Below are 16,236 nucleotides of genomic sequence, written 5' to 3' on the forward strand. Positions count from 1 at the left end.
AATCCTCCTTAATGCTGTACGCTTCGCTTTTTGAAGATCCCATTCAGCAGTAAAACAATCATGGGGATTACGACGAATAACGGAAGCTCAACAATCCAAGGTACAATTCTCAAACCAACAAAGATATGGCTCGCTATATTTTTGGCTGTATAAATGGAGATAAACCATATCAACAAGGAGACGGGAATAATAACGACGCGATGGTTATCCGTTCTCCACTGCGTGGTGATCGTTGTGCAAGCTGCATAGGCATACAGAATAATTTTGAACAAACCGCCTGTAATGAACGTCGTGACCACGAAGGGATCCAGATTATCGATGAAATCGGCAATTCGAATCAGTTGAAAGCTCGTCAGAAGCGGGTAGTAGGAGCGGGAAAATAAATCAGGACCTAGTGTACTGACGGCAATGAGATCGAGTATGACAAATACCACGCCGACCAATAGGGAGGAGTACAGTGCGGCCTTACGGAACTTTTTGGGCTTCACTGTCAATTTCCAGAATACCGCGAAGACAATGACTTCGCCGAAGGTGGTCGTGAAACCAAGCGGGAGTACAGTCACGCCAATGCTTTTCCAATCCGAGGCAACCGGAAGCAGCCATGCGAAGTTGATAACATCTGAGAAGGCAAGCAAGATGAGCTGGATGCAGGTAAATAGGAAAACAATAATAATGCTTAGCTCAGCTAACCGAGCGATGCGTTCGATCCCCGCATAACAGGCATAAGCCACTAAGAGAACAACAAGCAGCATTAAGAGCGGAGCTGGGGTGGTAGGAAGCAGAAAAGTTCCCATGAGCTCGCCTAAATCCCTAAGAATCCTCCCGGCTTCGTAAATGAAAGTGCATGTATAAAAAGTGGTGAACAGATGACCAATATGGCGGCCGAAGGTGATTTGGAGCAAGGAAACTAAGGTTTCTCCTGGGTTGCGTTCATATAAACGAGTAAACATCCATACAATGCCTATTCCGATTATCGCGCTGAGTAAAGCGGCCAGCCAAGCGTCTTGTTTCGCACCGCCAGCAAAGCCAAATACAATGGTCGTACCTAGCTGGAATAAGAACATGAGGCAGAATGTTTGCCATGTCGAGAGTACTTGAATCAAACAGAGCCCCCCTGACGTGCTAATGTCCTTACTATTTTCAAAAGGAAGCAAAATTATCCTTACTTTCCCAGACTTACCTTGCAGCCCATTAAGGGGAGAGGAGTGTCCAAAAAGGTCGATTAGCCTAGTCCACCTCCCCTTGTTGCTACATAAAATACAAATATAGACGAATGAAGGAGCAGAACAAATGAGTATAACTACGAAAAAGAAGGTGCCCATCAAACTTAAGCGGAAAGTAGAGATATCCCTCCGAGATCACGATGCGAGCGCTAAAGTCTACGTAGTGATTCATGGGAAGCTCAATCCGCGGGAAGTTATGGTGCAGGCAATGCTGCGTTTAGAGGAAGGTCTTATCTATGCGGATGAGGGATGTTCCCAGATCATTGATAGTGACTTTATTGAGGTATACCGCAGAAGGAATCTTCATCGCCGAGTAGAGGAGGATTTCATCTTCTTGATTGATCGGGCCTACGCAGAGAATTATGTCGTTTCGGCAAAAATTATCAAGTAGTGAAGACGCATTATGACTAAAATGACAAGCGAGCTTCGTGAAATTGAACGCAAAAAACCCCTAATCGGGCAGATCAGAAGGTGTTGAAGCCTTCTTAAACTGGCGAATAGGGGTTATTAGGTTTCTATTTAGGTATTACTTTTTGCTTGCAGCTGGGGATGTCTCTACAGAAGTTAAACGGTCGTAGAAGTCTACGAAGTTATTTCTTTCTGCGGAATCAAGCAATGCCATTGCCGTACGCGGATGCTCATCAAGAGCACCAACGATCATGTAAGGAACGAGGTAGCCCCAATCCCATTTCTCGCGCATCGAGATCATGTGTTTCTCAATCAGACCAAGAACAGGACGAACGTCGTAACGAGCACCTTTGAGGTAGCTGAGCAATAATTCAGTTGTACAGTTACCAGCGGCACGGCCCATGCCGTACACGGAGGAATCCAAGAACGTTACGCCTTTGTTAGCCCCTGCGATCGTGTTAGCGAAAGCTAGCTGCATGTTGTTGTGCATATGTAAGCCAAGTTCTTTCTCAGGAAGCAAACGTTGGAATTTGGATACCAGGTAGTCGATATCCTTGTTGTCCATGCTGCCATAGGAGTCTACAACGTAGACCACGTCTACAGGGCTTTTGTTGATTTCTTCAAAAGCTTCTGTCAGCTCATTCTCCATTACGTGGGAAAGCGCCATGATGTTCAGGGATGTTTCGTAGCCCATGTCATGGAATTTTTGTACAAGCTCAAGGCCTTTATCAACATCTTTGATGTAGCAAGCTACACGGATAAGGTCAAGTAAACTGTCTTCACGAGGCAAAATGTCATTCTCATCCACACGTCCAATATCGACTAGAGCGGAAAGCTTTGTATCTGTCTTCTTGGTGATCACGTCACGTAAGAAAGATTCGTTAAGGAATCTCCAAGGGCCTGAAGAACCGCCTTTGAGCAGCTTCTCGGAGTTTTTGTAGCCAATTTCCATATATTCTACGCCGGCAGCACTTAATCCGCGGTACATGTCTTGGACAAATTCTACGCTAAAATCCCAATCGTTCACTAAACCGCCATCTCGAATCGTACAATCCAAAATCTTATGCTGGTGATGCTTTCCCATACTCGTATTGCCCCTTTCGACAGCACTTGTCGCCTTCTGATTTTGCTATATTATCACTTATGAACAGGTGGCTTGTCAATGATGGCGTAGGGTTTGAGATCAACTTTTCAGGGAGGATATGGTAATCTAGAAGAGACAGACCAGATCTCACGAAGGGAATGACGTGAATGAATCGAAACGAATGGACATTAGCGAGAGAAGTTGCCACGAAAGCGGCTATAAAAGCAGGTACACTTGCCAAGAAACGTTTCGGTGGTCAATTAAACCTTCAGCACAAAGATGAGCGGGGTGATCTGGTTACAGAGGTCGATGTGCAGGCAGATCATCTCATTGTAGATGACATTCTGAGCATGTTCCCTACGCATCGTATCTATAGTGAAGAAGCGGGCGAGGGTGGCGCAGCAAGCGATTGGGTCTGGCATGTAGATCCGTTGGACGGAACGAATAATTTCGCGCTAGGCATTCCTTTATACGGCGTTTCGATTTCATTGAGCTACCAAGGGCGTATCGTGCTGGGTGTTGTGCATGACTCGGCTATGGAACTTACCTATGTGGCTGTTCAAGACGAGGGTGCTTGGCAAGGGGATAGGAAGCTCGTAGCGAAGCCTTACGGGACACTAACGAAGTCCACGATTTCTTGGATTCAAGGGCATGGCGTGGGCAAGGACAATCAGGAAGCATTAGCCGTGAGGTATCATCTGGAGCATTCGGTCAAAAGAGTGCTGCGCATGTGGGCGCCATCGCTGACGTGGGCGATGCTGGCAAGAGGCGATTTGCACGGTGTTGTTCTGTTTAACTCCGAAGGGGAGGATCTGTATGCGGGCCTGTTGCTGGCACAGGAGGCTGGTGTGAAGGTCACAGATTTCGAGGGCCGGCCGGTAGCGTTACTCGGAGGAAGCTCAGATGTACATGGAGGAGCTGGAACGGAGAAGGCTATTTATTTGGTAGCGGCTGTGCCTGAGCATCACGGGGAGCTGCTTCAATTCGTCCAGGAAGCATTAGTGAAGAAGGTATAAGCTTCTCGCATAGGATAGGAACAATTGGCGAAACCTAAAGGCAGACTTTCCATTTGAAGGAAGAAAGGATGCTGTGGGATGAAGGACTTTGTTCCTATCTTTTTTGAATTTGATCAAAGGCGGGATGCGCTGCTGGCGCTAGATACCTTGGAGGAGCTCGGCTACAAGCCGGAGCTGCTGGAGGCAGAGCGCGCGACGCTGCACATCCACTTGGATGAGCAGGAAATCACGTCAGCGCTCGAGATTGCGCAGTCGCATGGCGGGCGTCATGTGGATCAGCCGCAGCTGCCATCGGAGCAGGCGACATACGCCATGGCGTATGATCTAGAGGGCTCGATCCGCATACCCGCGCACACGGTGAATGAGGACTGGTCCGACAGCTATGCGGCGTCTGCGGGTGTGGCAGAGCGCGATGCGCTGCCGAGCGATGACGAAGCGGCGTTCGATCCGTCGGCCGATGACTATAATCATTTTAGCGCCGGTATTCGGATTTAACCGAGCGGGCTGGAAGAACCCAAGGGGCGTATCCTTGGGTTCTTTGTTGTGGATAAGCATGGCTAGCGGTCATGCGATTGGGCTATGTTTCACGGGAAAAGATGCGAATATGCAAGCTATTCGAAGGGTTTCGGTCAGCGGCTGCTGTCTAATTGCAGAAAGTGCCATCCTTTTGCACCCTAGTCGGCCGAAAACAGGGGCAGGCGGCCGGAAAAGATGCATTTCGTATCTATTTCGGATAAAACGATGATTTGAGCGGAAATTGCTTCGCTTTCACAGTTTTTTGCTGAAGAGGAGGGGCGTGTAAGTTTATTTTGAACCAGGATCAATTCGTTGTAACCTTCCGCTACCCGCATGCGTTTGGTGTAATAAGGAAGTTATTTGAAGAAGGAGTGGTTCGCATGGGGAGCAGGAGGAAGTTCGCCACGGTGGTTGGTAGGGTCATCGTGATTAGCATGGTTAGCGTTCTAGTTGGATGTAGTGCGCATCAGGCCGATGTTCGGAGCACAAGCAGCAACACGCCTACACCGAGCCCTGTAACGAGCCCTACGACGGGCTCAACGACGCAACCAACGCCAGGCGTGACTGCATCGCCCTCCCCTGAGCCCGTTTCCACTGGATCGTCGCCGACGGCGAATCCGACATCACAACCAACCTTACCTGCACCTACAGCTAAGCCTCAGGTAACAGGAAGCCCGAAGCCGGTCCCAGTTGCAACGGCACCGAACTTTGCGACCCCGGTGGATGCGCAGAAAGTCATCGAAGCCCGAGCGCAAGAAGCAATAACCGCGATCAAGGACAAGGACATGACTAGGCTTGCGAGCCTTGTGCATCCGCAGCTGGGCGTGCAGTTTTCACCGTATTCGTACATCCGCACAGCGACGGACATACAGGTTCAAGCCAGTAATCTTGCGGCGCTTTGGGCAAGTACGAGTCTTACACACTGGGGCACGCTGGATGGTTCAGGTGATCCGATTGATCTCACCTTTCCGAATTACTGGGCCAAATTTGTCTATAACGCCAACTTTGCTGGCGCGCCACAAATTAGCTATAACACGATCCTTGGCAAAGGAAACATGATCAATAATGTGTTCAATGTGTATCCGACAAGCGCCTACATTACCGTTGAATACTATTTTCCTGGTTTTAATCCACAGTATCAAGGTATGGATTGGACCAGTTTACGAATTATATTTGCTTATGCTAGTTCACAATGGTATCTCGTTGCTATCGATCATGATCAGCATACGATATAGACGAATCTATTGATTTTTCATATAAATCAAGTTAAAACCGAATGTACTGTTCTTACTAAAGGAGAGATCGTTCGGTTTTTTCTGTAAATTGGTAAAATTATTCATTGACAAGAGATGTGACATGTCATATATTATTCACAATTAAACCGAGTAAAACGGTGGGAATAAGGAGATGGTTACTGTGCAGAACAATTTAGTATCTGCGTTTCAAACGAACTGGGTAAGTTTACTCATTTCTATTGTGGTTATCGGATTCATTGCTTTTCTAGGCAAGAAGAAAGTAAGTTTCGGTAATCGTGTCTTCATAGGTTTAGGGCTTGGTATTGTGGTTGGTGTTATTTTAAACCAAGCGGGACTGCAATTTAAAAGCATTTCGACGCTCGGAACGATTTATGTTAATTTGATTAAAATGCTAGTTATGCCTCTGGTACTTATTCTTGTTATTAATAGTATTTCGTCATTATCCAGCATGGCTCAACTGCGTAAATTAGGCTTCAAAACAATTGGTTGGTTCTTGCTTACAACAGGTATCGCAGCGTTGATCGGTCTACTTGTTGCTCTTGCGATTGATCCAGGTAATGGTATCGCACAAGCGGTTCCGAAGGATTTTAAAGCCAAAGAAATTCCGACATTCTCTCAAGTAATTCTTGATCTAGTCCCTTCCAATCCGATCAGCGATATGGCAAGTGGGAAAGTTGTACCGGTTCTGATCTTCGCCATTTTCGTAGCAGTAGCGATTGTACAGGTGGGTTCCAAGAAGCCTGAAGTCGTAGCACCATTGAAGTCATTCATTACTTCAGCTGCAGCTGTTATGCACCAAGTAGTTAAGTATGTCATTCGATTGACTCCATATGGCGTGTATGCGTTGATCGCGGCAATGGCAGCGAAATATGGTTGGGACACGTTAGAGCCATTAGCTAAAATTATTTTGACTTCCTACGTGGCATTAATTATTCACTTTGTCGTGGTATTCGGTGGTCTTGTGCTGCTAGTTGCCAAAGTAAATCCTATTAAATTCTTCAAAAAGGCGTATCCAACGATCGCCGTTGCTTTCACAACGCGCAGTAGTTATGCGACGTTGCCTGTGAATTTGGAAGTTATTACGAAGCGTCTGCGCATTTCACCGCGTATCGCGAGTTTCGTGGCACCACTTGGGGCAACGATGAACTTTAACGGTTGCGGCGGCGTTTGGCCGGCGGTTGTGGCGATTTTCGTAGCAAAAGTTTACAATCTTCCGCTTAGCATTTCCGAGTATGCGTTGTTGATCTTAGTAGCTGTCATTTCCTCCATCGGGGTAGCTGGTGTACCAGGTCCAGCATCCATTTCAACAACGGTTGTTTTGACAGCACTTGGCTTACCGCTTGAAGGTATGGGTCTTGTACTTGGCGTTGAAGCATTGATCGACATGGGTCGTACAGCGGTTAATGCAACTGGAACGACAGTTACAGCATTGCTGGTTGCTGAATCCGAAGGCGAATTCGACCGCGCTGCGTTCGATCGTGACGAGGAAGAAGATTTAGAATTGGCGACTGCTTAATAGCGATCGTGAATGAGAAAAGACGAACGACACCAAGGGGGTGTCCGTTCGTCTTTTTGTTTTGGGGGAAGCTGGTCCATTACAACCAGACAGACCTCTTTGTCTAAAACCGCGGGAATACATAACGGACCAGGAAATACAGCAGTCCGAAAATGATAATGATGTAAGCAGCATATTTGATAAAGGTTGATGCGACAAGTCCCTTGTCATATTTTTGCTCAATTCGCTTCTGCTCAATATCCACGCTTTTCATCGGTTCCATTGTTTTCAGCTCCCTTGTTTGGTGTGTGGTTTACCTTTACCCAATAATACCCCGTAGGGCGGGAGCTGAAACAGTGGACAGCTACAGACGGAACAAAAAGTAGATGCCTTGTATTTTTAAAGATGAAGCTGCTACTGCTCGTCGAATAACTGGAAAACATACAGCTAATTCCGTCGTTTCTATCCCGACTCTCCATATAAATGGAAAACTTCCAGCTATTTCAGCGCTTTGGGCTCAATTCGAGCAAAAGCTGTGAAAATAGCTGGAGGAAACCCAGTTATTCGCTATTAACATGAAAATATGTGAAATTAACTGTAGTTTATGCCGTTAAGTGAATTCATGGCGCGATGCCGTGTCAGTTGACGTTGCAGCCTGATCTCTTAACTAGTACGCTTCGCCCATCGCTGCATGCGTACCCGCCATATACCCCGTCGAGAACGCCGCGGTAATGTTATACCCACCCGTGTATCCGTGGATGTCGAGGATTTCTCCGCAGAAGTACAACCCGCCAACAAGCTTGGATTGCATCGTGCTCGGATCCACTTCTTTGAGCTGCACGCCGCCGCCGGTGACGAAGGCTTCCTCTAAAGACAGCGTCCCCTTCACGATGACGGGGAAGGCTTTTATGAGCTTACAGAGCTCCAACCATTTCTGCTTCGGAATGTTGTCGTACGTCAGCTGCTCGTCCAGCTCGGACTTCGTTAGCAACAGCGGAATCAGCCGCTCGGAGAGTAGAGGCTTGAGCACGTTCTTGATCGCTTTCTTCGCATCGCTCCGCGCCAGCGCCATGCTCTCGTTGTACACCTCGTCGGTGCTCAGATCAGGGAACATATCTATCGTGACGAGCACTTCCTTACGCTCGGATTTGTTCAGTTCCTTCACGACAAACTGGCTGCAGCGCAGCGCGATCGGCCCGGACAGGCCGAAGTGGGTGAACAATAATCACTCCCAAATCTATTGAAATCAACTTAATCTATGAATATACTGGTAAAAGATTAATAATTAATACAGTTAAATTAAGTAGGAGAATTGAAGTTATAGATTTTATTTTCGGTTAAGGTGGGATAGCTTGGGGTATCAAGAACTTCTTAAATTGGTAAACATAATGGACAATAAATTAAGGTTAGAAAGTTTTGCTAGGGTATATACAGAGAAACAGTTGGATGGGTTACATTATGCTAGTTTTCTTCCAGATAAGAATATACTTTCCATTTCAAGACCAGATCATACTACGGTTCATGAAGCTACTTCATTTCTGATATCAAGGAAAAGCGGTGGTAAGGCAATTAATACAGTAAGGAATGAAGCAAATGATATAAAGAAATTCTTAGATTTCATATTGATTTGGGAGATTAAATTGATAGAGTCAGATTTGTTAGTTGTATTAGAAGGGTTTACAGACTATCTACAGTTGATTAGAACGGATGTTGGTATAGAGGATGCTTTAGAGTGGGTAATGCAAAAAACTATTCCCTTAAATATCTGGGGGGGATCAGGGGGGAAAGTCACTAGTATTCACAGAGATGAATTTGGGAAGCTACAACGTTCTGAGATTAGTAGTTACTCAAGTACGAGTATAAATAAGATTGTGCGTACATCTGTGCAGTATATTCAATTCCTAAAGAGAAAGTCTTCGTACTATGCATCACTTCAAATTAACGAACTACCACATAGGAGTAAAAAGTTAAGAGGTTTTATATCGAGTATAGTTGGGGATAAACGAGTTACAACGATCGATATCTTATCGATAACTAGAGATGTAGGAGTTAAGACTCAATACTATGGTTTGAAAAGTTTGAAGGTGGATTCGATATTTACACTGGAACAAACTGATCAATTTATAGAAACTGCAAGTAGTTATCAGGATAAGCTTCTTTTTAATATTTTGCGTTTCTTAGGCACACGGGCAAGTGAAGCAGCAGGAATATGGATAGCTCCTACTTCCATTCCAAACAATTTACTAAGGATGGATTACCATAAAGCTAAAAGGCTAATAAAGCAAGGAATAGAAGGCGATATAGACTTCTACGAAAAAGATAACAAAGGGTTTTGGGTTTGTAAAATAAAGGATAGGGATAATCCGGATTTTAGATCAGGTCATAAACGTGATGGCGAGTATAGGGAGATACCATGGTTATTTTCTCAAGAGGGTTTCTTGAATTTACTTTACGAAGCATTAAGAGAACGTCAAATTTTAATGAGAAACATTGAAGTGGACCATGGATATTTATTTGTATCTAGAAATAGAAGAAATCAAGGACAACCTATAACCGGGAAAGCTATCGCGAAGAAATATGAAAACATTAATAGGCAACTTAAACGAGATCGTGGAATAGACCTTTCTGAAAATAGTCCCCACACATTTAGACATTTCTATGCTACATATCTGTTGAAAAAACTGAATATTCAAATAGATGATGTTAGTAGATGGTTAGGACATAGAAGTACAGAAACGACTCGTACAACTTATTCACACTGGATTCCTAATAGTAATAGTTCAGCAAATGATGGAACGGTACGAGATATATTAGAGACCTTCAAAACAACAAAACAATAAGGGAAAGTGCACAAATGAGTTACAAATGGTTAGAATGGGATGAATTTTCGGAGATATATATGAAAGCTTTCCATAATACAAGAGGGATCATTAAGCCGCGCCAATACTTAAAGCAAAATTTAAACTATCTTAAAGTAATAGTAAATAGATTGCATCATGACTATAAGGACGGAAAACAATGGTTGGAGGCTCCTCTAAATGAAAAAAAAGGGTATAGGGAAGAGTTTTTCACTGAAATGTGCTATATAATCCCATGGTACGCTTATATAGAGAATAAAAATGAAATCGATCAAAATATGATGTTAAAGTACTTTCAATCAGATACAACTTCTTTGCAGATACACTATACTTGGTCAAAGTATTTTGGTCTCGTAACAGACATTGAAGATCAGTGGATTTCTCGGGATGTAACTTTTAGACGTACTGGCTTTAGGAAATGTCTCGGGATGCATACTATTCTTATAATGAAGCCATTTCATTGTTTTAATGATGATGATAGCAAATTCGCAACAACGGTTGGGTATCCGAATACTAATCGATATAATCCAAAGGTACTACAAGACTTGCGTATCAAATTAGGTTATTCTACTATTCGTCTTGCTCAAAAAAAGAAAACGAATAGGGATAAACTTTTAGGACATTTAAATCCAGTTTGGGCAAGTGTTGTATCAAAATATTACAATTATTTGTTAGTTTCTGATGCCAGCGAAAATTACCTAAATAAAATGACTAATATTCTAAACGAATTGTTTGAGTATCTAAATGAAGAGAATAAAAAGGATTGCACATCATTTTCAATAAAAGATTTTAGTAAATTAACCACTAAGTTTAAGCAGGGACGAGTAAAAAAAGAAAATGGTACACGGTATCAACTAAGTAAAGTAAGTCTCTTAAGAAGGTTTTTTGAATGGGGAGTCGGAGAATTGCCTTCATTTTTCCCAACTCATTTAATTTTTCCAGATGAGGAGTGGGCTAGTTTATCAAAGAAAGCGTCAAAGGAATATTTAAATAGTGAAGGTTTTGCTCCCTCTTCGAATGAAATTGCAATGAAAATGGTAGAGGGTATTTATAGATATCTTCCTAAAAATGAAAATGAGGAATTATGTAGGTGGTTTTGGTTGATTGTGGCTAGTGCTCCTCCAAGATTTAGTTATGTAATCAATCTCGAAAGCAAACAAGCATTAAGACCGTTGCCTAATCAGCCTGAAGCTTTTGGGTTATATTCGCAAGACGAAGATAAAGCAGGCAATAAGTATGGGCAATTTCCCATTCTTGATCCGATAGGTTATGAAGCCATTACTGAATTAGAGAAACGAGCTAACCGACTTCAATTAAAACCAATATGGAATATAAAATACAATAGAGAATTTATACACCTGTTCCAGTTCAATCGACCACCATGGATATTGTCAAATTCTGCAGTTCGACGTTTTTTCGATAAAATGAAACTAGAGGTACTAAATGAGGACGAACTTTCTGAGAGAATAAGTGCTCATAGATACAGAACTTTTTTATTAACTCATATAGCAATGAAAACAGGCAGTCTCGAGGCTGTTCGTGTAGCTGCAGGTCATAGAAATGAAGAGATGACAAGGCTGTATTTAAAGAGCAGGGTTTCAAGAAATGCGTTACTTCATCGTGTGCTTTCAAAGTATGAACAAGGTGAAGTGAGTGGTAAATTTTATGTAAGGTTGTTGCAATTTCTAACGTCCGAGGACCCACAAATAGAAGATATGATGAATGCGCTCACAACAGAAATGGCACTTGATGAATTCCTTCTTAAATATGGGAAACGGATGGAGATGGGTTTTTGTTTGAGTCAAGAATCTTGTGATAATTGGTATAAATGCTGGGGTTGCAATAATTTTCTTATGCGCCGCGAGGAAATAAATGATGCGATAGTTGTTCTAGTTAAACAAATTCTTAACTTGAGAACAATGATTAAACATAGCACAAATTATACGTCTAAGAACTCCATAGCGGCAGGTCAAATGAGAACAATTTCTTTAATTATAAAGAGATTAATTGAGCTAGGACTTACGGAGAAAAAAATAGATGAAATGGTACTAGAAGTGATAACCAAATTTACCTTAGAGGGAAGTTAAGTAATGAGTGATTCAGTTAAAGTTGAATATAATCATAGTATTACTTGTGATGTAGGAGTGGATAGACACTTCACGAAATTGGAATGGAAAGATATTTGTTCTGGAGCTTGGGGTAAAATCGAACATCTTACAAAAGTTGATTTAAACAGATTTACTGATGTTACTTTTTATAAATCACTAAACAAGCTCGAAAAGCGTTACGTTAACTATTTACTATTATATCAGCGAATCGTTTGGCCTTGGGAAGATGCCCTAAAAATAAAATTTTTCACACTTCCCCTAGAGAAAGTTAACAATTTCATATGGATTGCAGAAAAGGTTGATATTTATTTTGGGGTATTATTCCAACTAGAATCGAATATTGAATCTAAAAAAAAGCAATTTAAGATTGATATTTTGATTTTAGCGTTTCGTATTTGGGCAGCGGGGTATGGATTTATTAGAAATGAAGGTAGGAAACAAGTTGGTGATGACGTTCTAGAAATCATTAAAAAAGTTATTGATAAACATTGGAGTCGTAGATTAATAAAATTAAGTATAATTCTAGAAAAAGAAAAAGAATCTCCTGTAAAAAAAAGGATAATTGCAAGGGGAGTTCCAAAGCCTAAAATAGAACTTGAAAATAACCAATGGAAGATATTATTTAGCAAATATGATTCAGAACTAGCTAAAAGTTTTCATGATTTTATTTATGACTACTTATTACCACATGTAAAAGATTTAGATATGAAAGCTTTACCACAAAAAGTTAGTCAAACAAGTAATATAAGAACTTCAATCAAACTGATAACATTCGCTACTTGGGTTTCAGAATCTAACCTGTTGAGAAGTTATGTTAAATTATTTTATAGTTTTGGAATAAATTCACCTGCAGAATTAATTACAGGGGGAATAGAGAAGGTAATTATTATTATCAATCGAAAATGGAGTAGGAAAAAAATAAAAAATTTTCGATATGTACTAAGAAAATGGTTAACCTATTACATTGAAAATAATAATCTGAATTTGGTTGTAAACACAGTAATCCCTTCCGTAATGAGAAGGCAATCAAGGGAATTTGGGAAGATTCTTAATTTAGGTAATGCTTATACTTTAATTGAAACCCTATTAGATGAGCAATCACCTTACATTAACGAGAATGATTTATTAGAGTTTCGTTGTAGAAGAGTTTGTCTTATTCAATTAGCAACAGGTTCGAGGGTAACAGCAGTTTGTTTATTGTTTAAAGATTGTATTACTACAGACCATAATGGCGACAAGTGGTTGCATCTACATAAAACGAAGAATGGTAAGCCACAAGTTGTTAGGGCTACTGCCGATGTTCAAAACTGGATTAATCAATCCTCTAAGGTTGCTCCAAAAGAGAAAGTGTACTCTCCGAAAAACAATAACTACTATGGTGATGGTTTAACCGATTATAGGTTATTCGCAAACACAACCGATATAGCCACTTTAACAAGTAACCTAATAGGGAACTTCTTAGTTAAGATTCAAAAAAGACTTTGGCCTGATACCCCATTAAATGAGTATTTCACCTCTCATGACTTTAGGCGAATGCATGCCATTTACATGGTAATGAACAAAAAAAGTAAACATGAGATACAAGATCAATTAGGGCATAGTAGCCCCAATTCATTAATTCCTTATATAGCGACATCCACACCTGAAATTCAGCAATATTACAGTGAGATTTATAAAGAAGGAGTATGGAGTAATGTTTTAAATAAACAAGAAGAACCAACAGATCTTGAACTCGACCCTCTTCTTGAACAAGCTTCAAAAGTTGTACAAACTGAAAATAAGGAACAATTTATTTCATCTCTAATTGAGAAGTTCAAGGACGAAGAAGCGGAGTTTGGCTTCACTAACGATGCTTCATTTATGCCCATAAATAATGTCTCTGCTGGATTCCCGAGATTCACTCATAACTGTGTAGCACATGAAATGCTCAACTGTGGTCATACAGAACTTCATTGTTTCAAATGCAATTACTACAAGCCTGATGATGATAAATATAACGAGCATATTGCCGAAATATTTAGGTTTATGCTATTGGCGTTGCGCGGGGAAGAAATGGCGAAGTCAAAACGTGACTCCATTCAGAAAGAACTAGTTAGTATACGCTCACATGACATTATAGAGCTAATTGATGAATCCTTTCCAAAGTTATTGGAGAAGAAGTTTTCAATTACCCCAAGAGAGATCCCGAAATTGAAAAAAGGTTTATGGGACAAAGCTAAGAGTTACTGGAAAAAACATAAGCAAACCAAGCCAATATTAACTTTTGAAGAAGCACTTCATTACTTGAAAGTAGGAAATTTGGAATGGGTAGGAAAAGAAGCTTTACAATGAGTGAATTGAAATATGAAGCAGGGCAAGTTAAGAGGCATATTATTAACGAGTACAAAAAGGGAAGATTATTAAAAATAGTTAAAAAGGACGTATTTTTACTCATAGCAAATCGTCCTAAAATCAATTTGAAAAGTGACCGTACTCTATGGGAAGGCGAAGTTTGGACTTACCTTGACGAGTGGTATTTGAAATTAGAAAAAGAAGTAGAAGAGATTAAGATATCTCTAGACAAACAAGGTACTAGTGATGAAACTTCAGTTAATCATAAAGATTTAGCTGACCTTATGGAGAGAAATCGCAAACAAAGGGATTTAATCTCTGAGTACAGGAAGGCTCTTCATGTATTAAGAGAAGAGAATGAAAAATTAAGAATCTTGTTAATTGAGAAGCATGGATCTATAGACCTGGTATGAAGATAAGAGACAGGGGAGGTAGCTATAATTAACCAAGAGGCATACTTAAACCAATTAAGTAAAGGAATATCCGAGATGGAAGCTACAGTTGAGAGGCTGCGTGAAGAGATTCAGAAGTTACAAACAGAGCGAGTTGCATTACTGACTGGAAATTCATCTTTATACGAACAACGATGCAAAGTGTTGCCTGATTTTTAAAAAATGCCCCTTATCTTTAAAAAGAGATAGGGGCACTTTTTTATTCTGATAAAGACAATGCTGCATTCTTACCTGCAGTATAACCTGACGAAAAAGCAGCCGTAATGTTGTATCCACCAGTATAACCATGGATATCAAGGACTTCTCCACAAAAGTATAATCCATTCATGAGCTTGGATTGCATTGTTTTAGGATCGATCTCTTTTAGATTAACGCCGCCTCCTGTTACAAAGGCTTCTTCTATGGAGAGAGTACCTGATATTTTGATTGGAAAAGCTTTAATTAATTTGCTTAATGCCATCCAATTTTGTTTAGGAATATTATCGTGTGTAAGTTGTTCATCAAGTTCAGCCTTCTGGAGAAGCAAAGGGATAACCCTTTCATTCAGATATCCTCTGAGAACGTTTTTAACGGCCTTCTTAGGCTCGTTCTTAGTTAAAGCGAGGGTTTCATCATAAACCTCATTTAGGCCCTTATTTGGCTGGAAATCAACAGTAAGGATAGTTTCTTTTAGTCCACTCTTTGATAATTCTTTGACAACGAATTGACTACATCTTAATGCAATGGGTCCAGAAATACCAAAGTGTGTGAAAAGCATGTCACCACCATGAGAAATTAATGGCTTACCTTTACTATTCCATACCGTCAATGTTACATCTCTAAGTGAAAGCCCCTGTAATTCGCGACTTTTAATAAAAGAATCATTAGAAGTTAATGGGACTTCTGTAGGGAAAAGATCAGTAATTGAATGACCTGCATCTTTGGCCCATAGATAACCGTCTCCAGTAGAACCCGTATGTGGGACGGATTTACCGCCGGAGGCTACAATTACATTCTTACTTCGAATAGTTTCCCCAGACTTCAAACGTACACCGTTGACAGAGTCATTTTTATAAATGATGGTTTCGACAGGACTATTAATTCTTATATCTACACCTTGTTTCCGAACTTGATTAACAAGTGCGTCCACAACCGTTTTAGCTTTATCACTTACAGGGAACATGCGGCCGTTATCTTCTTCTTTAAGTCGAATTCCGAGGTTCTCAAAAAACTCAATAATATCCTTGTTACTAAAGTTACTGAATGCACTATGTAGAAAGCGACCATTGCCAGGGATATGTTTGATTAAATCATCTGTTTCTTTATTGTTTGTAACGTTACATCTGCCCCCACCAGAGATCCCAAGTTTACGCCCCAATTTATCTCCCTTATCCAGGAGAAGAACTTTAGCTCCACTTAAGCTGGCAGCTATACTTGCCATTAAACCGGCAGATCCTCCACCGACCACAATTACATCATATGCCATACAAAACTCCTTGACTCATTTTTG

13 protein-coding genes and 1 pseudogene are annotated in these 16,236 nt (G+C 41.2%); 9 read left to right on the plus strand and 5 right to left on the minus strand.

All coding sequences use genetic code 11. From position 1 onward, the window contains the following. Positions 1-8 precede the first annotated feature (8 nt). A complete protein-coding gene (locus tag A8709_RS07010) occupies positions 9-1,103 on the minus strand; it encodes a GerAB/ArcD/ProY family transporter (RefSeq protein ID WP_065851469.1) in 1,095 nt (364 codons plus the stop codon). 187 nt (positions 1,104-1,290) lie between these two features. Here A8709_RS07010 and A8709_RS07015 point away from each other — a divergent pair, with 187 nt between their 5' ends. Then, a complete protein-coding gene (locus tag A8709_RS07015; protein WP_065851470.1) occupies positions 1,291-1,614 on the plus strand; it encodes a hypothetical protein in 324 nt (107 codons plus the stop codon). A gap of 135 nt (positions 1,615-1,749) precedes the next feature. Here the strand turns inward: A8709_RS07015 and A8709_RS07020 are convergent, their stop codons facing one another. Next, positions 1,750-2,715, minus strand: coding sequence for an aldolase catalytic domain-containing protein (locus tag A8709_RS07020; RefSeq protein WP_065851471.1), 966 nt, complete (start codon positions 2,713-2,715; stop codon positions 1,750-1,752). Between the two features lie 167 nt (positions 2,716-2,882). On the opposite strand from A8709_RS07020, the gene A8709_RS07025 reads away from it, so the two are divergent. The 4 genes from A8709_RS07025 to A8709_RS07040 all read left to right on the plus strand — a co-directional run bounded on the left by A8709_RS07025 (position 2,883) and on the right by A8709_RS07040 (position 7,019). Next, complete coding sequence (locus A8709_RS07025; protein ID WP_065851472.1) at positions 2,883-3,731, plus strand: inositol monophosphatase family protein; 849 nt, start codon at positions 2,883-2,885, stop codon at positions 3,729-3,731. Between the two features lie 78 nt (positions 3,732-3,809). Continuing rightward, positions 3,810-4,226, plus strand: a complete 417-nt coding sequence (locus A8709_RS07030) for a hypothetical protein (RefSeq protein ID WP_065851473.1) — start codon at positions 3,810-3,812, stop codon at positions 4,224-4,226. A gap of 401 nt (positions 4,227-4,627) precedes the next feature. After that, positions 4,628-5,482, plus strand: coding sequence for a hypothetical protein (locus A8709_RS07035; protein ID WP_141692452.1), 855 nt, complete (start codon positions 4,628-4,630; stop codon positions 5,480-5,482). A gap of 181 nt (positions 5,483-5,663) precedes the next feature. After that, positions 5,664-7,019 (plus strand): dicarboxylate/amino acid:cation symporter, encoded by a 1,356-nt coding sequence (locus A8709_RS07040; RefSeq protein ID WP_065851475.1) that lies wholly within the window; start codon positions 5,664-5,666, stop codon positions 7,017-7,019. Positions 7,020-7,122: 103 nt separating this feature from the next. Here A8709_RS07040 and A8709_RS34450 read toward each other — a convergent pair whose 3' ends face one another. Both A8709_RS34450 and A8709_RS07045 read right to left on the minus strand, forming a co-directional pair. After that, complete coding sequence (locus A8709_RS34450) at positions 7,123-7,281, minus strand: hypothetical protein (protein ID WP_167357022.1); 159 nt, start codon at positions 7,279-7,281, stop codon at positions 7,123-7,125. Between the two features lie 384 nt (positions 7,282-7,665). Beyond that, a pseudogene (locus A8709_RS07045) lies at positions 7,666-8,223 on the minus strand (aminoacetone oxidase family FAD-binding enzyme); the annotation flags it as partial. Positions 8,224-8,350: 127 nt separating this feature from the next. On the opposite strand from A8709_RS07045, the gene A8709_RS07050 reads away from it, so the two are divergent. Genes A8709_RS07050 through A8709_RS07065 form a run of 4 tightly spaced genes read left to right on the plus strand, consistent with a single transcriptional unit; the run spans position 8,351 to position 14,708 of the window. Continuing rightward, positions 8,351-9,838: a tyrosine-type recombinase/integrase gene (locus tag A8709_RS07050; RefSeq protein WP_065851476.1), complete on the plus strand. Its 1,488-nt coding sequence runs from the start codon at positions 8,351-8,353 to the stop codon at positions 9,836-9,838. Between the two features lie 14 nt (positions 9,839-9,852). Further along, complete coding sequence (locus tag A8709_RS07055) at positions 9,853-11,943, plus strand: site-specific integrase (RefSeq protein WP_065851477.1); 2,091 nt, start codon at positions 9,853-9,855, stop codon at positions 11,941-11,943. Between the two features lie 3 nt (positions 11,944-11,946). Continuing rightward, positions 11,947-14,295, plus strand: coding sequence for a site-specific integrase (locus A8709_RS07060; protein WP_065851478.1), 2,349 nt, complete (start codon positions 11,947-11,949; stop codon positions 14,293-14,295). Then, positions 14,292-14,708: a hypothetical protein gene (locus A8709_RS07065; RefSeq protein ID WP_065851479.1), complete on the plus strand. Its 417-nt coding sequence runs from the start codon at positions 14,292-14,294 to the stop codon at positions 14,706-14,708. Before A8709_RS07060 ends, A8709_RS07065 begins: the two co-directional genes overlap by 4 nt. A 238-nt stretch (positions 14,709-14,946) precedes the next feature. Here A8709_RS07065 and A8709_RS07070 read toward each other — a convergent pair whose 3' ends face one another. After that, complete coding sequence (locus A8709_RS07070; RefSeq protein ID WP_065851480.1) at positions 14,947-16,212, minus strand: BaiN/RdsA family NAD(P)/FAD-dependent oxidoreductase; 1,266 nt, start codon at positions 16,210-16,212, stop codon at positions 14,947-14,949. Positions 16,213-16,236: the final 24 nt, after the last annotated feature.

This window comes from Paenibacillus pectinilyticus (genome assembly GCF_001700435.1).
Taxonomy (GTDB): Bacteria; Bacillota; Bacilli; order Paenibacillales; family NBRC-103111; genus Paenibacillus_E; species Paenibacillus_E pectinilyticus.